The sequence below is a fragment of the Vibrio sp. CB1-5 genome, assembly GCF_059412285.1.
The window spans coordinates 64,762-80,806 of sequence record NZ_JBJHPB010000025.1 but is presented as its reverse complement, the minus strand read 5'-3'; the positions used below and the strand labels follow the sequence as shown (position 1 = coordinate 80,806).

The window sequence follows — 16,045 nt, the reverse complement described above, 5'->3', positions numbered from 1 at the left end:
GATTAAAGTTGGCAACCCTTTTTTTTAAAGTTTTTCGCTTTTTTTTATCGTTCGCTTAAAAACGAGTCAAAACGGCGTAAAAACCAACATTTTCTCTCTATAGCTGGGCAAATTTCTCAGCAAACAGCCCCACTTTCTCCCAATTGGTATACTCAACTTCCTTAGTAGTATCCGTTTCGCCGCCAGTCATGGTCATAATTAGCTTAATCATAAAGCGATCAAACGAATTATAACGAGGGTAATAGAGGGCTCCGGCAAAAACACCGATCAGAGTCGGCTGCCAAGGTGACTTTTTAAGAAACGTCTTTATATAGGCGCTACCTTCCGGCGTATCTTTACCTTGGTCTTCTTTTCTTGCTGTCAGGTTTACGCAGAAGAACGCCGCCTTCATCTCACTCAGTTGCTGTTGGTTTGCTTCAATAAACTGATACAGCTTCTTATTCAGATGGCCATAGCGAATAGAGGCACCAATGAGTACTTTGTCATAGTCACGCAGATTTACATCTGGGTTTTCATGCAGGTTAATAGCGGCAGCATCATTGTGACCAAGCTGCTCAGCAATACGCCCAATGATTTTCTTTGTTTGTCCTTCGCGAGAAGAATAGAGATAGAGAACTTTTTCCACGATGATTTCCTTCGCTGCCATCTATTAGTAAATTTGTATTGATGAATTAGCTTCGCCAGAATGCTGGCGTTAGTAGTATAAGAAGAGTGAACACTTCTAATCGCCCAAATAGCATCGACACAATCAGTACCCATTTCGCCTTGTCGTTCACATCACCAAAGTGAAGAGCCACTTCACCAAGACCTGGGCCAAGGTTATTCAGTGTCGCCGCTACGGCAGAGAAAGCACTGAGCTCATCCATACCCGTTGCGATAAGTGCCAACATACACACCACAAACACCAATGCATAAGCGGAGAAGAACCCCCAAACCGCATCGACAACGCGCTGTGATAGAGCTGTTCCGCCAACTTTGATGGTATAGACCGCTCTTGGGTGAACCAAGCGCTTCATTTCACGGGCACCTTGCAGCGTCAGCAGAAGAATACGGATAACCTTCATGCCGCCACCCGTTGAACCCGCGCAGCCACCAATAAATGATGAGAACAGTAGGAGTACCGGCAAGAACAGTGGCCACTCAGAGAAGCCCGTTGTCGTAAAGCCGGCCGTCGTCGATATCGAAACTGACTGGAACAGAGCCTGATCGAACGCGTCGTACATGGAGTTGTAAGAGTGATGCTCAAGTAAGATAAGGAAGCACACCAAAAACAGAACTACCTGAATAAAGATGAAGGCTCTAAACTCAGGATCTTTCCAATAATATTTAGGATGCACGCCGCCAGAGGCAAAAGCCGCAAAGTGCAAAGAATAGTTACATGCAGAGATCAGCAGGAATACAACCGTAATCATGTTGATAGCCGGACTGTTGAAATAACCCATACTCGCATCGTGGGTCGAGAAGCCGCCAATCGCAATCGTCGAGAAACTATGGGCGATGGCATCAAATGGCGTCATACCTGCCACCCAAAATGCCGCCGCACAGGCAATAGTTAAACTAAGATAGATGTACCAAAGCGCTTTTGCAGTCTCTGCAATACGTGGCGTCATCTTACTGTCTTTAACTGGTCCTGGAATCTCTGCTCGATAAAGCTGCATCCCACCGATACCAAGTACCGGCAAGATAGCCACAGCAAGTACGATGATACCCATACCACCAAACCACTGAAGTAGCTGACGATAGAACAAAATCGCTTTAGGAAGCTCATCCAAACCAACGATCACTGTCGCCCCTGTCGTGGTTAGTGCCGAGAAGGACTCAAAGAAGGCATCGGTGACAGAAACATTGGGATAATCAGAAATCAAAAATGGCAGTGCACCCGCACTACCGATTACGGTCCAAAACAGTACAACAATAAGGAAGCCATCTCTGGCTTTGAGTTCGTGTTTATGACGACGGTTTGGAAACCAAAAAAAACCGCCGCAAACAAGTAGGACGAAAAATGTGGTAACAAAAGGCACACCCGCACCATCTCGATAAATCAGTGCGACTAAAGCGGGTGCGAGCATTGAAACGCTAAACAGAGCGAGTAGCAGTCCGACAATGCGAATTATGGATCGAAATTGCATATGAGTTGATGAAGCGGTGCTTCGTTACGTCCTAGTTTTTTTCTACTGGGGAGACCATTGCCTTGGCTCCGCTTTTATTAATGATACTCTGCGTCAGTGCATCAACATGGTTCACTTCTAACTCAACAATAAGAATGACCTTGTCGGTGTAGTGCGACTCGACCTCAACCGCTTCGAAACGACTCAGCTCGGCTTGAGCTATAGACACGAATGCATAGTCTAACTCTAGACGTAATTGTGTGGTGATTTTTTTTTCGATTGTTTGAATCAGCTTAAGTGCTTGTTGTACGCCACCACCGTAAGCCTTCACCAAACCACCCGTGCCAAGTTTGATGCCACCAGAATAGCGCGTGACCACTGCAGTGAGCTCTCCAATACCAGAACCACTAAGCTGCGCTAAGATAGGCTTACCTGCGGTACCAGACGGCTCACCGTCGTCACTAAAGCCCCACATCATCGAATTTTCAGGACGTCCCGCCACAAAGCCCCAACAATTATGTCGCGCGCTGCTGTGCTGCTTCTTAACTTGGTCAACAAATGCTTTCGCCAACTCAATACTCGGCGTATGAGCGATTTGCGTGATGAACACACTCTTTTTGATCTCTTCTTCAAAAATAACTGGGTGCTCAGGTATCAAGTATGCAGTTGAGTTCATTGGGTTTTACGAGGTTTGTCGCCTAAAAGGGGTATTCTAGCACGAGCAATAGCAATTGACTCCAAGATTGGACACTGGTCATAATGTTAAACAGTTGTTTAAAAAATGTATTGAAATTAAATTCAATGCGGTACACACTTAAATAACTGGTCTAACCAGAAGTAAAACTATAACAACCGCTTTCACACAATCACGGATTGTCTGTCACGGAGAATGACAATGATTTACCAATCTGAAACGCTACAGGTAAAGGAAGTACGCAGCGGCATCGCCGAACTGTGCTTTAGCTCTCCCCAGTCGGTCAATAAACTTGATCTGGCTACTCTCGAATCTTTAGACAAAGCCCTCGATGCGCTTGCTGCATGGAGTGACCTTAAGGGACTTATCCTAACGACGGATAAAAGTGCCTTTATTGTGGGCGCTGACATCACTGAGTTCCTTGGACTGTTTGCCAAGCCAAAAGCTGAACTCAAGGAATGGTTAGGGTTCGCTAACAACATTTTCAACAAGCTGGAAGACTTGCCAGTACCAACGCTATCTGCATTGAAAGGCCACACGCTAGGCGGTGGTTGTGAGTGCGTATTGGCAACTGACTTTAGAATTGGCGACAAGACCACCAGCATCGGCCTGCCAGAAACCAAGCTGGGTATCATGCCTGGTTTTGGTGGTACCGTTCGTTTGCCAAGACTGATTGGCGCAGACAGTGCCATGGAGATCATCACACAAGGCAAAGCATGCCGAGCAGGTGAGGCGCTAAAAGTCGGCCTACTTGATGCTATCGTCGAAACTGATGCGCTGTATGACTCTGCATTGAACACTATTGAGCTAGCCATCAATGAAAAGATTGATTGGAAAGCGCGTCGCCAAGCAAAAGTATCACCGCTAACGCTCAGTAAGCTTGAATCTATGATGAGCTTCACCATGGCGAAAGGTCTGGTGGCACAAAAAGCTGGACCTCACTACCCAGCGCCAATGGCCGCAGTTAAAACGATTGAAGAGGCCGCTCACTATGGTCGTGATGAAGCGCTTGATGTAGAAGCGAACTACTTCATCAATCTTGCCGGTTCAGATGTTGCTAACGCACTGGTTGGTATTTTCCTCAATGACCAATACATCAAAGGTCTTGCTAAGAAAGCCGCTAAGTCTGGTAAAGACACTGAGCGCGCAGCAGTACTAGGTGCAGGTATTATGGGTGGCGGTATCGCCTTCCAATCAGCGCTAAAAGGCGTACCTGTTATCATGAAAGATATCGCTCAAGCCTCCCTTGAGCTAGGTATGACCGAAGCCTCTAAGCTACTCAACAAGCGTTTGCAACGTGGACGTATCGACGGATTTAAAATGGCTGGCGTGCTGGCTTCTATTACCCCGAGCCTACATTACGCCGGCATTGAGCAAAGCGATGTGATTGTGGAAGCTGTGGTTGAGAATCCAAAAATCAAAGCCGCAGTACTGAGTGAAGTCGAAGAGATGGTCGGAGAAGGCACTGTCATCGCCTCGAATACCTCAACCATTCCTATCAATGTTCTTGCGAAGTCACTAAAACGCCCAGAAAACTTCTGTGGTATGCACTTCTTTAACCCAGTACACCGCATGCCATTGGTCGAAATCATTCGCGGTGAGCACACCTCAGAAGAAACCATCAACCGCGTAGTTGCTTACGCAGCGAAAATGGGTAAATCCCCAATCGTTGTGAACGACTGCCCTGGGTTCTTCGTTAACCGTGTTCTATTCCCATACTTTGGCGGCTTTAGTCAGCTACTGGCGGATGGCGCAGACTTCATTCAGATCGATAAAATCATGGAGCGTAAGTTTGGCTGGCCAATGGGACCTGCTTACTTACTTGATGTGGTGGGTATCGATACAGCGCACCATGCACAAGCGGTGATGGCAGAAGGCTTCCCTGAGCGCATGGCAAAAGATCAGCGTGATTCTATTGATGTGCTGTTTGAAAACACTCGCTATGGTCAAAAGAATGGCTCGGGTTTCTATGCGTACACCACGGACAAACGCGGTCGTCCTAAGAAAGCACCAAGTGAAGACATCAATTCACTGCTTGAGTCCGTCAGCAAGCCTGCACAATCATTCGATGATGACACCATTATTCAACGCATGATGATTCCAATGATCAACGAAGTCGTACTGTGTTTGGAAGAAGGCATCATTGCAACACCACAAGAAGCAGATATGGCGCTGGTTTATGGTCTAGGCTTCCCTCCATTTAGAGGTGGTGTGTTCCGTTATCTAGACAGTATCGGCATCGATAACTACGTTGTGATGGCGAAGCAATATGAGTCGCTAGGTGCAATGTACAAGGTGCCTCAGTCGCTGGTCGATATGGCAAGCTCTAGCAAGCGCTTCTACGACGTGCAGCAAGCTAGCTCACTGTAACCACCGATTGGATGAGGAATATCAAAATGAAAAATGTTGTCGTTGTTGATTGTCTTCGTACACCTATGGGTCGTTCCAAGGGTGGTGCATTTAGACATCAGCGTGCTGAAGACTTATCGGCACATCTAATGAAAGGTATCTTGGCTCGCAACCCACAAGTGAAGCCAGAAGAGATTGAAGATATCTACTGGGGCTGTGTACAGCAAACCCTAGAGCAAGGTTTTAACGTTGCTCGTAATGCAGCGCTACTGGCAGGCCTACCGATTGAAATTGGTGCCGTCACGGTAAACCGTCTGTGTGGCTCATCTATGCAAGCATTGCATGACGCTGCGCGCTCAATCATGGTTGGCGATGCTGAGATCTGCCTGATTGGTGGCGTTGAGCACATGGGACACGTTCCTATGACACACGGTGTGGACTTCCACCCTCAGCTTTCTAAAAACGTCGCGAAAGCAGCGGGCATGATGGGTCTCACCGCCGAAATGCTGGGTAAATTGCATGGCATCAGCCGTGAGCAACAAGATGAGTTTGCAGCGCGAAGCCACCAGCGAGCGCAAGCAGCAACGCTTGAAGGTCGCTTCAAGAACGAGATCTTGCCGACCGAAGGTCATGCTGAAGATGGTTCACTGTTTACCCTCGATTACGATGAAGTGATTCGTCCAGAAACCAATGTTGAAGGGCTATCTAAGCTTCGTCCAGTCTTTGACCCTGCAAATGGCACAGTAACCGCAGGTACGTCATCGGCACTGTCTGATGGTGCGTCTGCCATGCTGATCATGAGCGAAGAGAAAGCCAACGAGCTTGGTTTAACCATTCGCGCGAAGATCCGCTCTATGGCCATTGCTGGCTGCGATCCGTCGATTATGGGTTACGGCCCGGTACCTGCCACGCAAAAAGCACTGAAGCGTGCAGGTCTAACGATGGACGACATCGATATTGTTGAGCTAAACGAAGCATTTGCGGCTCAATCTCTGCCATGTGCTAAAGATCTTGGTCTACTGGATGTGGTCGATGAAAAGGTTAACCTGAATGGCGGCGCCATCGCATTGGGTCACCCATTGGGTTGCTCGGGCTCTCGTATCTCAACCACGCTTATCAATATCATGGAAAACAAAGACGCTAAGATCGGTCTTGCCACTATGTGTATTGGTTTAGGTCAAGGTATCGCAACCATCTTTGAAAGACCGTAGTCCTCTCATTACGGCTCTTCAACGCAAACAGCTCCGTTTTCGGGGCTGTTTTTATTTATGCATGTAATGCATACATCTAATGTTGAAGTTTCATTGTTTTTTTTCGAATTTCTCACCTACACTTTGCAGCAGATAACACGTCAACTCATTGGAGAACATCATGTTCAAAGCACTGTTACTTAACCAAGAAGACAAAAAAACAATCGCTACTATTTCTCAAGTAGACGAGTCACAGCTTCCAGAAGGTAATGTAAAAATAGATGTAAAATATTCATCTTTGAACTACAAAGATGGGTTGGCTATTACCGGTAAAGGTAAAATCATCCGCAATTTCCCAATGGTACCGGGTATCGATCTTTCTGGCGTCGTGTCGCAATCAGACGACCCTCGCTATAAGGAAGGCGACGAAGTGGTTCTCACTGGCTGGGGGGTCGGTGAGAATCACTGGGGTGGCATGGCTGAGAAAGCGAGCCTAAACGGTGACTGGCTAGTGCCAATGCCAGCAGGTCTCGATGCAGAAAAAGTGATGGCTATCGGTACTGCAGGTTTTACTGCAATGCTATGTGTACAAGCCATTGTTGATGCTGGCGTAAAACCAGAAGACGGCGAAGTACTGGTCACTGGCGCAAGTGGTGGTGTGGGTAGTGTCTCTGTCACACTACTTAGCCAGCTAGGTTACAAAGTAGCAGCAGTGACAGGTCGCGCTTCAGCGAATGGTGAACTACTAAAATCACTCGGTGCATCACGCATTGTTGAGCGCAGCGAACTGGAAGAGCCAGCGAAACCACTTGAGCGTCAATTCTGGGCTGCAGCTGTCGATACCGTAGGCAGCAACATGCTTGCTAAAGTACTTGCGCAAGTGAACTACAACGGTGTTGTTGCAGCTTGTGGTCTAGCGGGTGGCTTTGACCTGCCTACTACAGTGATGCCATTTATCCTGCGTAACGTGCGTCTACAAGGTGTTGACTCTGTAATGTGCCCACGCGAAAAACGCATCAAAGCTTGGGAGCAGCTAGCAACGCTACTTCCTGAGTCATACTACGCACAGGCTAGCAAAACCGTAGCACTAGAAGAGGCAATTCAAGCGGCTGAAGACATCACTAACGGCGCCGTAACGGGTCGCGTGACTATCAAAATCTAATTAACGATAACCTCGCTATAGAAAAGGCTCTCATTACGAGAGCCTTTTTTCTATTCAACCTAAACCCACATCTTCAATACGCTTAGCAATCAATTTTCCACACTCTTCTTTCACCACCGAGCGCAACCACTTTTGAGACTCCGAAGTATCGCATCGAGCATGCCAGATCAATGAATAGTCAAACGGCGTAAAGGCAAAAGGTAGCGGTTTAATCACCAAATCGTAGCGCTCGGCCACTAGGTAAGCGAGGTCAGCCGGAACGGTAATGATAAGCGGCATACTGTCGACGATCGCTAACGCCGCTTCTAGATGATACGCGCGCAACACCATCTTTCTTGGATTTTGATTAATAAGCGCAGCATCCAGTAGCGCTTTAACACCATCACTGATAGCGATCATCGCATGAGGCGCATTAATATAATCCTCAAGAGATAAAGGCTTGTCCGCCAAGGGATGATGTTTGGAAACCAAACAAGAAACGCCCACAGGTCCAAGCACTTCTTGATGCAAAGGCGTCACAGATCCGGTGGGACGGCAAATTGCCATGTCGACTTTGTCTGTACTTAGCTGTTTAAAAAGGCTTTCATGTTGCAGCGGCGCAAACTCTAAAGAGATATTCGGTGCTAGCTGATAAATCTTAGGCAGCGCGTAGGGCAAAATGGTTTGCATCGCGTAGTCAGTGGTAGCAATAAGGAAACGCTCATTACAATAGTAAGGATTGAACTCGCTAGGGGTTAACAACTGACGAAAGGATTCAAGTGGCTGGTCTATTTGCTTACATATTTCAAGCGCCTTACTGGTCGGAATAATGCGCTGCCCCTGACGAGTAAATAGCGGATCGCCAAGTAAGTCTCGCAATCTTCCCAACACTCGACTCGTCGCAGACTGACTTAGGTTAAGTCGCACAGCAGCCTGACTAACACTGCCCTCCTCTACGAGTACCTTCAATGCCACCAATAAGTTAAGATCACGGCGATAGATTTCTTCGAGTTCCATAAGCCTTTCCTAGGTTTTATCTTTACTTAGTCTACACCTGGTTTGCTTTTCTTCAGATAAAAAAAATCCCGCCTTTCAGCGGGGAAGCCCAAGAAAATGGGGATAGTGTCGGAATGTCGTAGTGTGTTGAATCTATTTAATGGCAAATGTTTATCAATTGTTAATTTTCTTGCTCCTCAGAAGCATCTTGCCAGCGTCTCATCTCAAACCACAATCCCACGATTGCAGCACTCAAACCAATTAAAGGTGTCCAACCAGCTTGTGGTGAAGGCTGAAGTACCAAGGCACAAAACGCAATCACGCACAGTACCGAGTATATTGTTAATCTATCTAGTGCGGTCAACATAGCTACTTCCCTGTCTCTTTGTTACCAACTTGTTAACAAAGTTAAAGCAAAAAGATCCATTTGCCAAGGGGTTATTGCATATTTTTTCTTCATAAGTAGAATTTGGGCTGTTTTCTACAGAAAAGAGTTCCCCATGACAATCAATACAGACCTTGCCACGCAAACGCTTGAGGCCGAAGGATTGCGCTGCCCAGAGCCAGTGATGATGGTCAGGAAGACAATTCGTAAAATGGAAGATGGTGATGTGTTGTTGGTGAAAGCCGACGATCCTTCCACCACTCGCGATATTCCAAGTTTCTGTCGCTTTATGGATCACCAATTGCTTGGTGCGCAAACAGAAACGGTACCCTACCTTTACCTAATCAAAAAAGGCATGGCATAACGCATTAAAAAAGGCTGCCATTGGCAGCCTTTCTACTATTCGTCTCATTGAAGCTCTTAGTCTTGTTCGAGCTATTCGTCATACTCCAGCGTTCTGACTTCAGATTGAAGTTTCTTGATTTGCTTTTGCATCGAACGAATCTCATTGTGCATTGGGATAAGATGCTGAACCCGAATCCACGACTCGACAGCCAATCCCGCCATAATAATGGCGCCTACTACCATAGGTATCCACATATCCGTGAGTACCATACCCAGCAGCGTTAATACCAAACCGAACGTAAACAAACGGCTTTGGCTTTCTGCGGTCATTCCTGTGTAACGTGTAAGCATACTCTTGCCCTCTCGCTAGGATCCACATGATTAAAGTACCATGACAATTATGACACTAATATGTCATTCATCACGAAATCAGTCAGATTCGAGCGAGAGTTTGATCGCGATTAAAATTCGATACTCAGTTGATATTGTTATTAAAAAACAGCGGCTCCAATAGCGAGTCCTACAAACAAAATGGCAGTAATACGACGAATCCAATCTAGTGGTAATTTATCCGCGGATAATTTACCAATCAGCACCACGGGCACATTAGCAAGTAGCATACCCACCGTAGTTCCTATCACCACCCAAGTCAGCGCATCCGCGTATTGCGCGCCAAGAATGGAGGTCGCTATCTGGGTTTTATCACCAATTTCAGCAATGAAGAATGCGATAAAACTGGCGATAAACGGACCACGACTTGAAATACTCTCATCGTCATCCAGTTTATCCGGCACCAAGATCCACGCCGCCATGGCAAGGAAGCTGACCACCAGCACCCATTTAAGGACGTCCGGAGATAGGTAATCTGCCACCACGACACCGAGCCAAGCAGCTAACGCATGGTTGGCAATGGTCGCTAAAAAGATAGCGGCAATGATGGGAATGGGTTTACGGTAACGGCTGGCCAGCAATAACGACAAAAGCTGGGTCTTATCGCCAATTTCGGCGAGTGCAACGGTAGTAATTGATATAGCTAAAACGCTCACGACATGCTCTAAGGGGCAGGGTTTATAGTATTTAACCTATAGACAAACCTCGCGCCCCACCCCGGTTCACGATGTTTATCTATGGTCTTGCTAAACTTGCGGGCACAAGTCTCGAGCGCCATGGTGATTTTGCACCAATTATGTTGACGAACGAATCCAAATGCTTGCAAGCATATGGATAAGCTACTCCCCAGAGATGGCGGCATTGTAATCACTCATCGAATCAATTTCAACAATCGTGGGGTTTCGACCCTTCTACATAGCGAACAACACCGAAAAACCCCATTTTTTAGCTTTGCGGGGATTAATTCAGCACTTTTACCCCTACTCCCCTTACCGATTAATCGGTATACTTATTTGTTATTTTCTGATTATCAGATAGACCTTTTCACTTAGAGAATTGCGCGAATTACTATGCAAAAATACGATATCAAAACCTTCCAGGGAATGATCCTCGCGCTGCAGGATTACTGGGCACAGAACGGTTGTACTATTGTTCAACCACTAGATATGGAAGTAGGTGCAGGCACCTCTCACCCAATGACATGTCTACGTGCACTTGGCCCAGAGCCAATGTCTACGGCATACGTTCAACCTTCACGTCGTCCGACCGATGGTCGCTACGGCGAGAACCCGAACCGTCTGCAGCACTATTATCAGTTCCAAGTTGCGCTTAAGCCTTCTCCAGATAACATTCAGGAGTTGTACCTAGGCTCACTTGAAGTTCTTGGTATCGACCCGCTAGTTCACGATATTCGCTTCGTAGAAGACAACTGGGAAAACCCAACGCTTGGCGCATGGGGTCTTGGTTGGGAAGTATGGCTAAACGGTATGGAAGTCACTCAGTTTACTTACTTCCAGCAAGTTGGCGGTCTTGAGTGTAAGCCAGTAACGGGCGAAATCACTTACGGTATCGAACGTCTAGCTATGTACATCCAAGAAGTAGACTCAGTATACGATCTGGTATGGAACGTCGCACCAGATGGCTCTAACGTCACTTACGGTGATATCTTCCACCAAAACGAAGTTGAGCAATCAACATATAACTTCGAGCACGCAGACGTAGACTTCCTATTTACCTTCTTCGACCAGTGCGAGAAAGAATGTAAAGAGCTGCTTGAGCTTGAGAAGCCACTTCCACTTCCTGCGTACGAGCGCATTCTTAAAGCAGGTCACGCATTCAACATCCTTGATGCGCGCAAAGCTATCTCTGTAACAGAACGCCAGCGTTACATCCTCCGCATCCGCAACCTGACTAAATCAGTTGCAGAAGCGTACTACGCATCACGTGAAGCTCTAGGCTTCCCAATGCTTAAGAAAGACGAGGAGAAGTAATCATGGCAAAAGAATTTCTAATTGAGCTGGGTACTGAAGAGCTACCACCAACACAGCTTCGCACTCTAGCAGAAGCTTTCGCAGCAAACTTCGAAGCAGAGCTTAAAGGCGCAGATCTCGCACACGAAGGCGTAAAATGGTACGCGGCTCCTCGTCGTCTAGCACTTAAGGTAGCGGGTCTTGCTGAAGGTCAGCCTGATAAAGTGGTTGAGAAGCGTGGTCCTGCTGTTTCTGTGGCATTCGATGCTGATGGCAATGCAACTAAAGCAGCTCAAGGTTGGGCTCGCGGTAACGGCATCACTGTTGAGCAAGCAGACCGCCTAGTGACTGACAAAGGCGAATGGCTTCTTTTCAAACAAGAAGTAAAAGGCCAAGCAACAACGGAAATCGTGGTTGAGCTTGCAGCAAAAGCGCTAGCTAACCTACCAATCGCGAAACCAATGCGTTGGGGTAACAAGACGACTCAATTTATCCGTCCTGTTAAAACACTGACTATGCTAATGGGCTCCGACCTGATTGAAGGCGAGATCCTAGGCGTAGCCTCTGACCGCACTATCCGTGGTCACCGTTTCATGGGTGAGCAAGAGTTCACTATCGATTCTGCTGAGCAATACCCTGCGATCCTAGAAGAGCGCGGTAAAGTCATGGCAGATTACGAAGCGCGTAAAGCAATCATCCTAGCAGATTCTCAAAAAGCAGCAGCGGCTGTTGGTGGTATCGCTGATCTAGAAGATGACCTAGTTGAAGAAGTCACTTCTCTAGTTGAATGGCCAGTAGTACTAACGGCGAAGTTTGAAGAAGAGTTCCTGAAGGTGCCTTCTGAAGCGTTGGTTTACACCATGAAAGGTGACCAGAAATACTTCCCGGTGTATGACGAGAACAAGAAGCTACTGCCTAACTTTATCTTCGTTTCTAACATCGAATCTAAAGAGCCTCGCTACGTTATCGAAGGTAATGAGAAGGTTGTACGTCCACGTCTAGCGGATGCTGAATTCTTCTTTAACACTGACCGTAAGCGCCCTCTTATCGACCGTCTTCCTGAGCTAGAGCAAGCTATCTTCCAGAAGCAGCTTGGTACTATCAAAGACAAGACAGACCGCATCACTGAACTTGCTGGCTACATCGCAGAGCAAATCGATGCTGACGTAGAGAAATCTAAGCGTGCTGGTCTTCTAGCGAAGTGTGACCTAATGACCTCTATGGTATTCGAGTTTACCGATACTCAAGGTGTAATGGGCATGCACTACGCCACTCACGATGGTGAAGATGAGCAAGTAGCACTGGCGCTTTACGAGCAGTACATGCCGCGTTTCGCCGGTGACGATCTACCAAGCACAGGTATCTCTTCAGCAGTCGCAATGGCAGACAAGCTAGATACGATTGTCGGTATCTTTGGTATTGGCCAAGCACCTAAGGGCTCTGACCCATTCGCACTTCGTCGTGCGTCGCTAGGTGTGCTACGTATCATCGTAGAAAACGGCTACAACCTAGACCTGACTGACCTAATTGCGAAAGCACAATCGCTATTTGGCGACAAGCTAACAAACGCGAACGTTGCAAACGACGTCATCGACTTTATGCTTGGTCGTTTCAATGCATGGTACAAAGACGAAGGCTTCAGCGTGGATATCATCCAAGCAGTACTGGCTAACCGTCCAACCAAACCAGCAGACTTCGACCAACGCGTTAAAGCGGTATCTCACTTCCGTGAGCTAGACGCAGCAGAAGCACTAGCGGCAGCGAACAAACGTGTAGGTAACATCCTAGCGAAATTCGACGGCGAACTGGCAGCAGAGATCGACCTTGCACTTCTACAAGAAGATGCAGAGAAGACGCTAGCAGAGAACGTTGAAGTGATGACTGAAGCCCTTGAGCCAGCATTCGCGACCGGTAACTATCAACAAGCTCTAAGCAAGCTTGCTGACCTACGTGAGCCAGTGGATGCGTTCTTCGATAACGTGATGGTCATGGCCGATGACGAAGCGCTTAAGAAGAACCGTCTGACACTACTGAACAACCTGCGTAACCTGTTCCTACAAATCGCCGACATTTCACTTCTTCAGAAATAGTCGTCAGTTTTAGGCAGTAATGGTTAATGAAAGGGAAGCATCCGCTTCCCTTTTTTGTACCTTTCGATCAGCAACAAGTTATTGTTAGTTCTGTGAACTAGTAAGAAAATTGTAGGGAGTTTGCCTGCAAACTAGCGGTTATAGCACCCAGAATGTAGAGGTCAATATTTGATATAAACGTGGGATAACTTCAAGGAAGAGAACCCATGAAAAAGACCCTACTTTCACTTTCAGTGGCGATGCTTAGCGCCTGTAGCCAACTGCCAGATGACGCGTTACTACTTAGTCTAGGTGACCAACAAGTTGCTTTTACTGCTCATGAACAAGGTTTGCTGGTTGCAGAAAAGAGGCTTGATAAAGGCAGCTACACCTTTTCTATTGGTGATCATGCACAAACCTGTGGCAGCACCTTTTCCCTAGCGGAAGAAGCGCGCATTAAGTTCAATCGCCCGCTAAAGCTCGATGATTGTGCCGGGGAATCGGCCATTCCAATGCGAGTATTCAAGGCGAATACCTACCAGTTTACGCTCAATCCAGCCAACAACGAGCTCACCGTAAAGGTGAAACCAAAACAGAGCAACGATTTTACCTCTACCTGTCCTGTTGCCACCGACACCCCCAAAGTTATCGATGTCAGTGCCACCTTTGCCGATGGGACTGTACTTAGAGATGCGCTGAGCGGGCAACAAGCGACGGTCAGCAGCGGCAAGATTGCGCTGCAGCCTGGTGCAAACAGCCAAGGCCTATTACTGCTAGAACCAGCAGAGCAAGCACCGAAGGCGGAATTCGACTGGGACAACGCGACTGTCTATTTCGTCATGACCGATCGCTTCTACAACGGCAACCCAGATAACGATAACAGCTATGGCCGAAGCAAAGACGGTAAACATGAAATCGGTACCTTCCATGGTGGCGATCTGGACGGTTTGACTAAAAAACTCGACTACATTGAATCACTGGGCGTCAATGCTATCTGGATCACCTCACCACTGGAGCAAATTCATGGTTGGGTTGGTGGCGGTGACAGAGGTGACTTCAAGCACTATGGCTATCACGGCTATTACCATCAAGATTGGACCAAACTCGATGCCAACATGGGCACCGAGGCTGAATTACGCCAGTTTATGGATACTGCCCACGAGAAAGGTATCCGCGTCGTTTGGGATGTGGTCATGAACCATACCGGCTATGCCACGCTAGCGGACATGCAAGAGTTTGGCTTTGGAAAGCTGTACCTCTCTGATGAAGAGGCAAAACAAGAGCTCGGTGAAAACTGGACCGATTGGCACCCAAAATCAGGACAAAGCTGGCATAGCTTCAACGACTACATCAAATACAGCGACGCTGAAGCCTGGGATAAATGGTGGGGTAAAGACTGGATCCGTACCGATATTGGTGACTACGACACACCAGGATACAACGACAGAACCATGTCACTCAACTTCTTGCCGGATCTAAAAACCGAATCGACGCAAAAGACAGGCCTGCCGAACTTCTATCGGAATAAAGAGACCAATGCTAAAGAGGTTCAAGCCACGCCAAGTGAGCATTTGATCACCTGGCTCACGGATTGGGTTCGCGAGTATGGCATCGATGGCTTCCGTGTCGATACCGCTAAACACGTCGAAATGGAAAGCTGGGCCAAGCTCAAGCAAGCCAGTAATGAAGCACTGGCAGAGTGGAAACAAAACAACCCAGACAAGGCACTGGATGATAAACCGTTCTGGATGACCGGTGAGGTTTGGGCGCATAGCGTGGTGAAGAGCCCGTATTTTGATAACGGTTTTGATTCTATCATCAACTTCGAGTTCCAAGGGGATGTTGCCCCTAAGGCATTAAAATGTTTTGCTAACCTAGACAGTGACTATCGCCGCTATGCCGAGCGCATTAACAGCGACAGCGAGTTTAATGTGCTGAGCTACCTCTCTTCGCACGACACCTCACTGTTCTGGGCATCTCGAAGCCGAAGTATTGATGATCAGATGCGTGCCGCCAATGCACTGATGTTGAGTCCGGGTGCGGTGCAGATCTACTATGGTGATGAGATAGCAAGAGATCTAGGTGTCAGTGGCTCTGACTCACACCAAGGTACGCGCTCAGACATGCCTTGGGATAAGATAACGGGCCATCGCGAAACCCTATTGAAGCACTGGCAAACATTAGGCGACTTTCGCCTACGCCACCCAGCGATTGCTAAGGGTGAGCATATTACCCACCAGCAAAACGGGTACTATGCATTTGAACGTCGCTACCAAGATGACAAGGTACTCATCGTTTACACTGGCGAATAGTCATTAGATTACCAACTACATCACATCAAAGGGAGCGCTTACCGCGCTCCTTTTTTATTGCTCATTTTCTTTGCACTCAAATAGTGCTTTGCCTGC

General features: G+C 47.4%; 14 protein-coding genes. 7 read left to right on the top strand and 7 right to left on the bottom strand.

All coding sequences use genetic code 11. The features are described from left to right. Window positions 1-97 precede the first annotated feature (97 nt). From hemG to ACJB0T_RS16805, 3 genes are read right to left on the bottom strand one after another with little or no spacing between them, the layout of a single operon-like run. Window positions 98-625, bottom strand: coding sequence for a menaquinone-dependent protoporphyrinogen IX dehydrogenase (gene hemG, locus ACJB0T_RS16815; protein WP_479292066.1), 528 nt, complete (start codon window positions 623-625; stop codon window positions 98-100). 46 nt (window positions 626-671) lie between these two features. Beyond that, the gene (locus tag ACJB0T_RS16810) at window positions 672-2,129 is read right to left on the bottom strand and encodes a TrkH family potassium uptake protein (protein ID WP_112460744.1); all 1,458 of its coding nucleotides are present in this window, start codon (window positions 2,127-2,129) and stop codon (window positions 672-674) included. Window positions 2,130-2,160: 31 nt separating this feature from the next. Beyond that, window positions 2,161-2,784, bottom strand: coding sequence for a YigZ family protein (locus ACJB0T_RS16805; protein ID WP_479292068.1), 624 nt, complete (start codon window positions 2,782-2,784; stop codon window positions 2,161-2,163). 219 nt (window positions 2,785-3,003) lie between these two features. Between ACJB0T_RS16805 and fadB the strand changes: the two genes are divergently transcribed. From fadB to acuI, 3 genes are all read left to right on the top strand, one after another. Next, on the top strand, window positions 3,004-5,172 hold the full coding sequence (gene fadB / locus ACJB0T_RS16800; protein ID WP_479292070.1) for a fatty acid oxidation complex subunit alpha FadB: 2,169 nt from the start codon (window positions 3,004-3,006) through the stop codon (window positions 5,170-5,172). 26 nt (window positions 5,173-5,198) lie between these two features. Further along, window positions 5,199-6,362: an acetyl-CoA C-acyltransferase FadA gene (gene fadA / locus ACJB0T_RS16795; protein WP_042478154.1), complete on the top strand. Its 1,164-nt coding sequence runs from the start codon at window positions 5,199-5,201 to the stop codon at window positions 6,360-6,362. A 160-nt stretch (window positions 6,363-6,522) separates the two neighbouring features. Beyond that, window positions 6,523-7,503, top strand: a complete 981-nt coding sequence (gene acuI, locus ACJB0T_RS16790) for an acrylyl-CoA reductase (NADPH) (RefSeq protein WP_353497458.1) — start codon at window positions 6,523-6,525, stop codon at window positions 7,501-7,503. A 54-nt stretch (window positions 7,504-7,557) separates the two neighbouring features. On the opposite strand, the gene ACJB0T_RS16785 is transcribed toward acuI, so the two are convergent. After that, entirely contained in the window at window positions 7,558-8,499 is a 942-nt protein-coding gene (locus ACJB0T_RS16785; protein WP_353497459.1) for a LysR family transcriptional regulator, read from the bottom strand. 160 nt (window positions 8,500-8,659) lie between these two features. Further along, a complete protein-coding gene (locus ACJB0T_RS16780) occupies window positions 8,660-8,845 on the bottom strand; it encodes a hypothetical protein (RefSeq protein ID WP_353497460.1) in 186 nt (61 codons plus the stop codon). 133 nt (window positions 8,846-8,978) lie between these two features. Between ACJB0T_RS16780 and tusA the strand changes: the two genes are divergently transcribed. Beyond that, the gene (tusA, locus tag ACJB0T_RS16775; RefSeq protein ID WP_042502471.1) at window positions 8,979-9,227 is read left to right on the top strand and encodes a sulfurtransferase TusA; all 249 of its coding nucleotides are present in this window, start codon (window positions 8,979-8,981) and stop codon (window positions 9,225-9,227) included. Between the two features lie 71 nt (window positions 9,228-9,298). Here the strand turns inward: tusA and ACJB0T_RS16770 are convergent, their stop codons facing one another. Next, window positions 9,299-9,559 (bottom strand): hypothetical protein, encoded by a 261-nt coding sequence (locus tag ACJB0T_RS16770; protein WP_042502468.1) that lies wholly within the window; start codon window positions 9,557-9,559, stop codon window positions 9,299-9,301. 140 nt (window positions 9,560-9,699) lie between these two features. Next, window positions 9,700-10,254, bottom strand: a complete 555-nt coding sequence (locus ACJB0T_RS16765; protein WP_252012987.1) for a TMEM165/GDT1 family protein — start codon at window positions 10,252-10,254, stop codon at window positions 9,700-9,702. A gap of 414 nt (window positions 10,255-10,668) precedes the next feature. Between ACJB0T_RS16765 and glyQ the strand changes: the two genes are divergently transcribed. The 3 genes from glyQ to ACJB0T_RS16750 all read left to right on the top strand — a co-directional run bounded on the left by glyQ (window position 10,669) and on the right by ACJB0T_RS16750 (window position 15,949). Beyond that, the gene (glyQ, locus tag ACJB0T_RS16760) at window positions 10,669-11,589 is read left to right on the top strand and encodes a glycine--tRNA ligase subunit alpha (protein WP_418641833.1); all 921 of its coding nucleotides are present in this window, start codon (window positions 10,669-10,671) and stop codon (window positions 11,587-11,589) included. Between the two features lie 2 nt (window positions 11,590-11,591). Continuing rightward, window positions 11,592-13,658: a glycine--tRNA ligase subunit beta gene (gene glyS / locus ACJB0T_RS16755; RefSeq protein ID WP_479292075.1), complete on the top strand. Its 2,067-nt coding sequence runs from the start codon at window positions 11,592-11,594 to the stop codon at window positions 13,656-13,658. A gap of 206 nt (window positions 13,659-13,864) precedes the next feature. Beyond that, a complete protein-coding gene (locus ACJB0T_RS16750; RefSeq protein ID WP_479292077.1) occupies window positions 13,865-15,949 on the top strand; it encodes an alpha-amylase in 2,085 nt (694 codons plus the stop codon). The last annotated feature ends 96 nt before the right edge of the window (window positions 15,950-16,045 follow it).

Excerpts from the sequence above, each read along its gene's own strand:
- ACJB0T_RS16810 (WP_112460744.1), bottom strand. The coding sequence starts at position 2,129 with ATGCAATTTCGATCCATAATTCGCATTGTCGGACTGCTACTCGCTCTG.
- ACJB0T_RS16805 (WP_479292068.1), bottom strand. The coding sequence starts at position 2,784 with ATGAACTCAACTGCATACTTGATACCTGAGCACCCAGTTATTTTTGAA.
- fadB (WP_479292070.1), top strand. The coding sequence starts at position 3,004 with ATGATTTACCAATCTGAAACGCTACAGGTAAAGGAAGTACGCAGCGGC.
- fadA (WP_042478154.1), top strand. The coding sequence starts at position 5,199 with ATGAAAAATGTTGTCGTTGTTGATTGTCTTCGTACACCTATGGGTCGT.
- acuI (WP_353497458.1), top strand. The coding sequence starts at position 6,523 with ATGTTCAAAGCACTGTTACTTAACCAAGAAGACAAAAAAACAATCGCT.
- ACJB0T_RS16785 (WP_353497459.1), bottom strand. The coding sequence starts at position 8,499 with ATGGAACTCGAAGAAATCTATCGCCGTGATCTTAACTTATTGGTGGCA.
- ACJB0T_RS16780 (WP_353497460.1), bottom strand. The coding sequence starts at position 8,845 with ATGTTGACCGCACTAGATAGATTAACAATATACTCGGTACTGTGCGTG.
- tusA (WP_042502471.1), top strand. The coding sequence starts at position 8,979 with ATGACAATCAATACAGACCTTGCCACGCAAACGCTTGAGGCCGAAGGA.
- ACJB0T_RS16770 (WP_042502468.1), bottom strand. The coding sequence starts at position 9,559 with ATGCTTACACGTTACACAGGAATGACCGCAGAAAGCCAAAGCCGTTTG.
- glyQ (WP_418641833.1), top strand. The coding sequence starts at position 10,669 with ATGCAAAAATACGATATCAAAACCTTCCAGGGAATGATCCTCGCGCTG.
- glyS (WP_479292075.1), top strand. The coding sequence starts at position 11,592 with ATGGCAAAAGAATTTCTAATTGAGCTGGGTACTGAAGAGCTACCACCA.
- ACJB0T_RS16750 (WP_479292077.1), top strand. The coding sequence starts at position 13,865 with ATGAAAAAGACCCTACTTTCACTTTCAGTGGCGATGCTTAGCGCCTGT.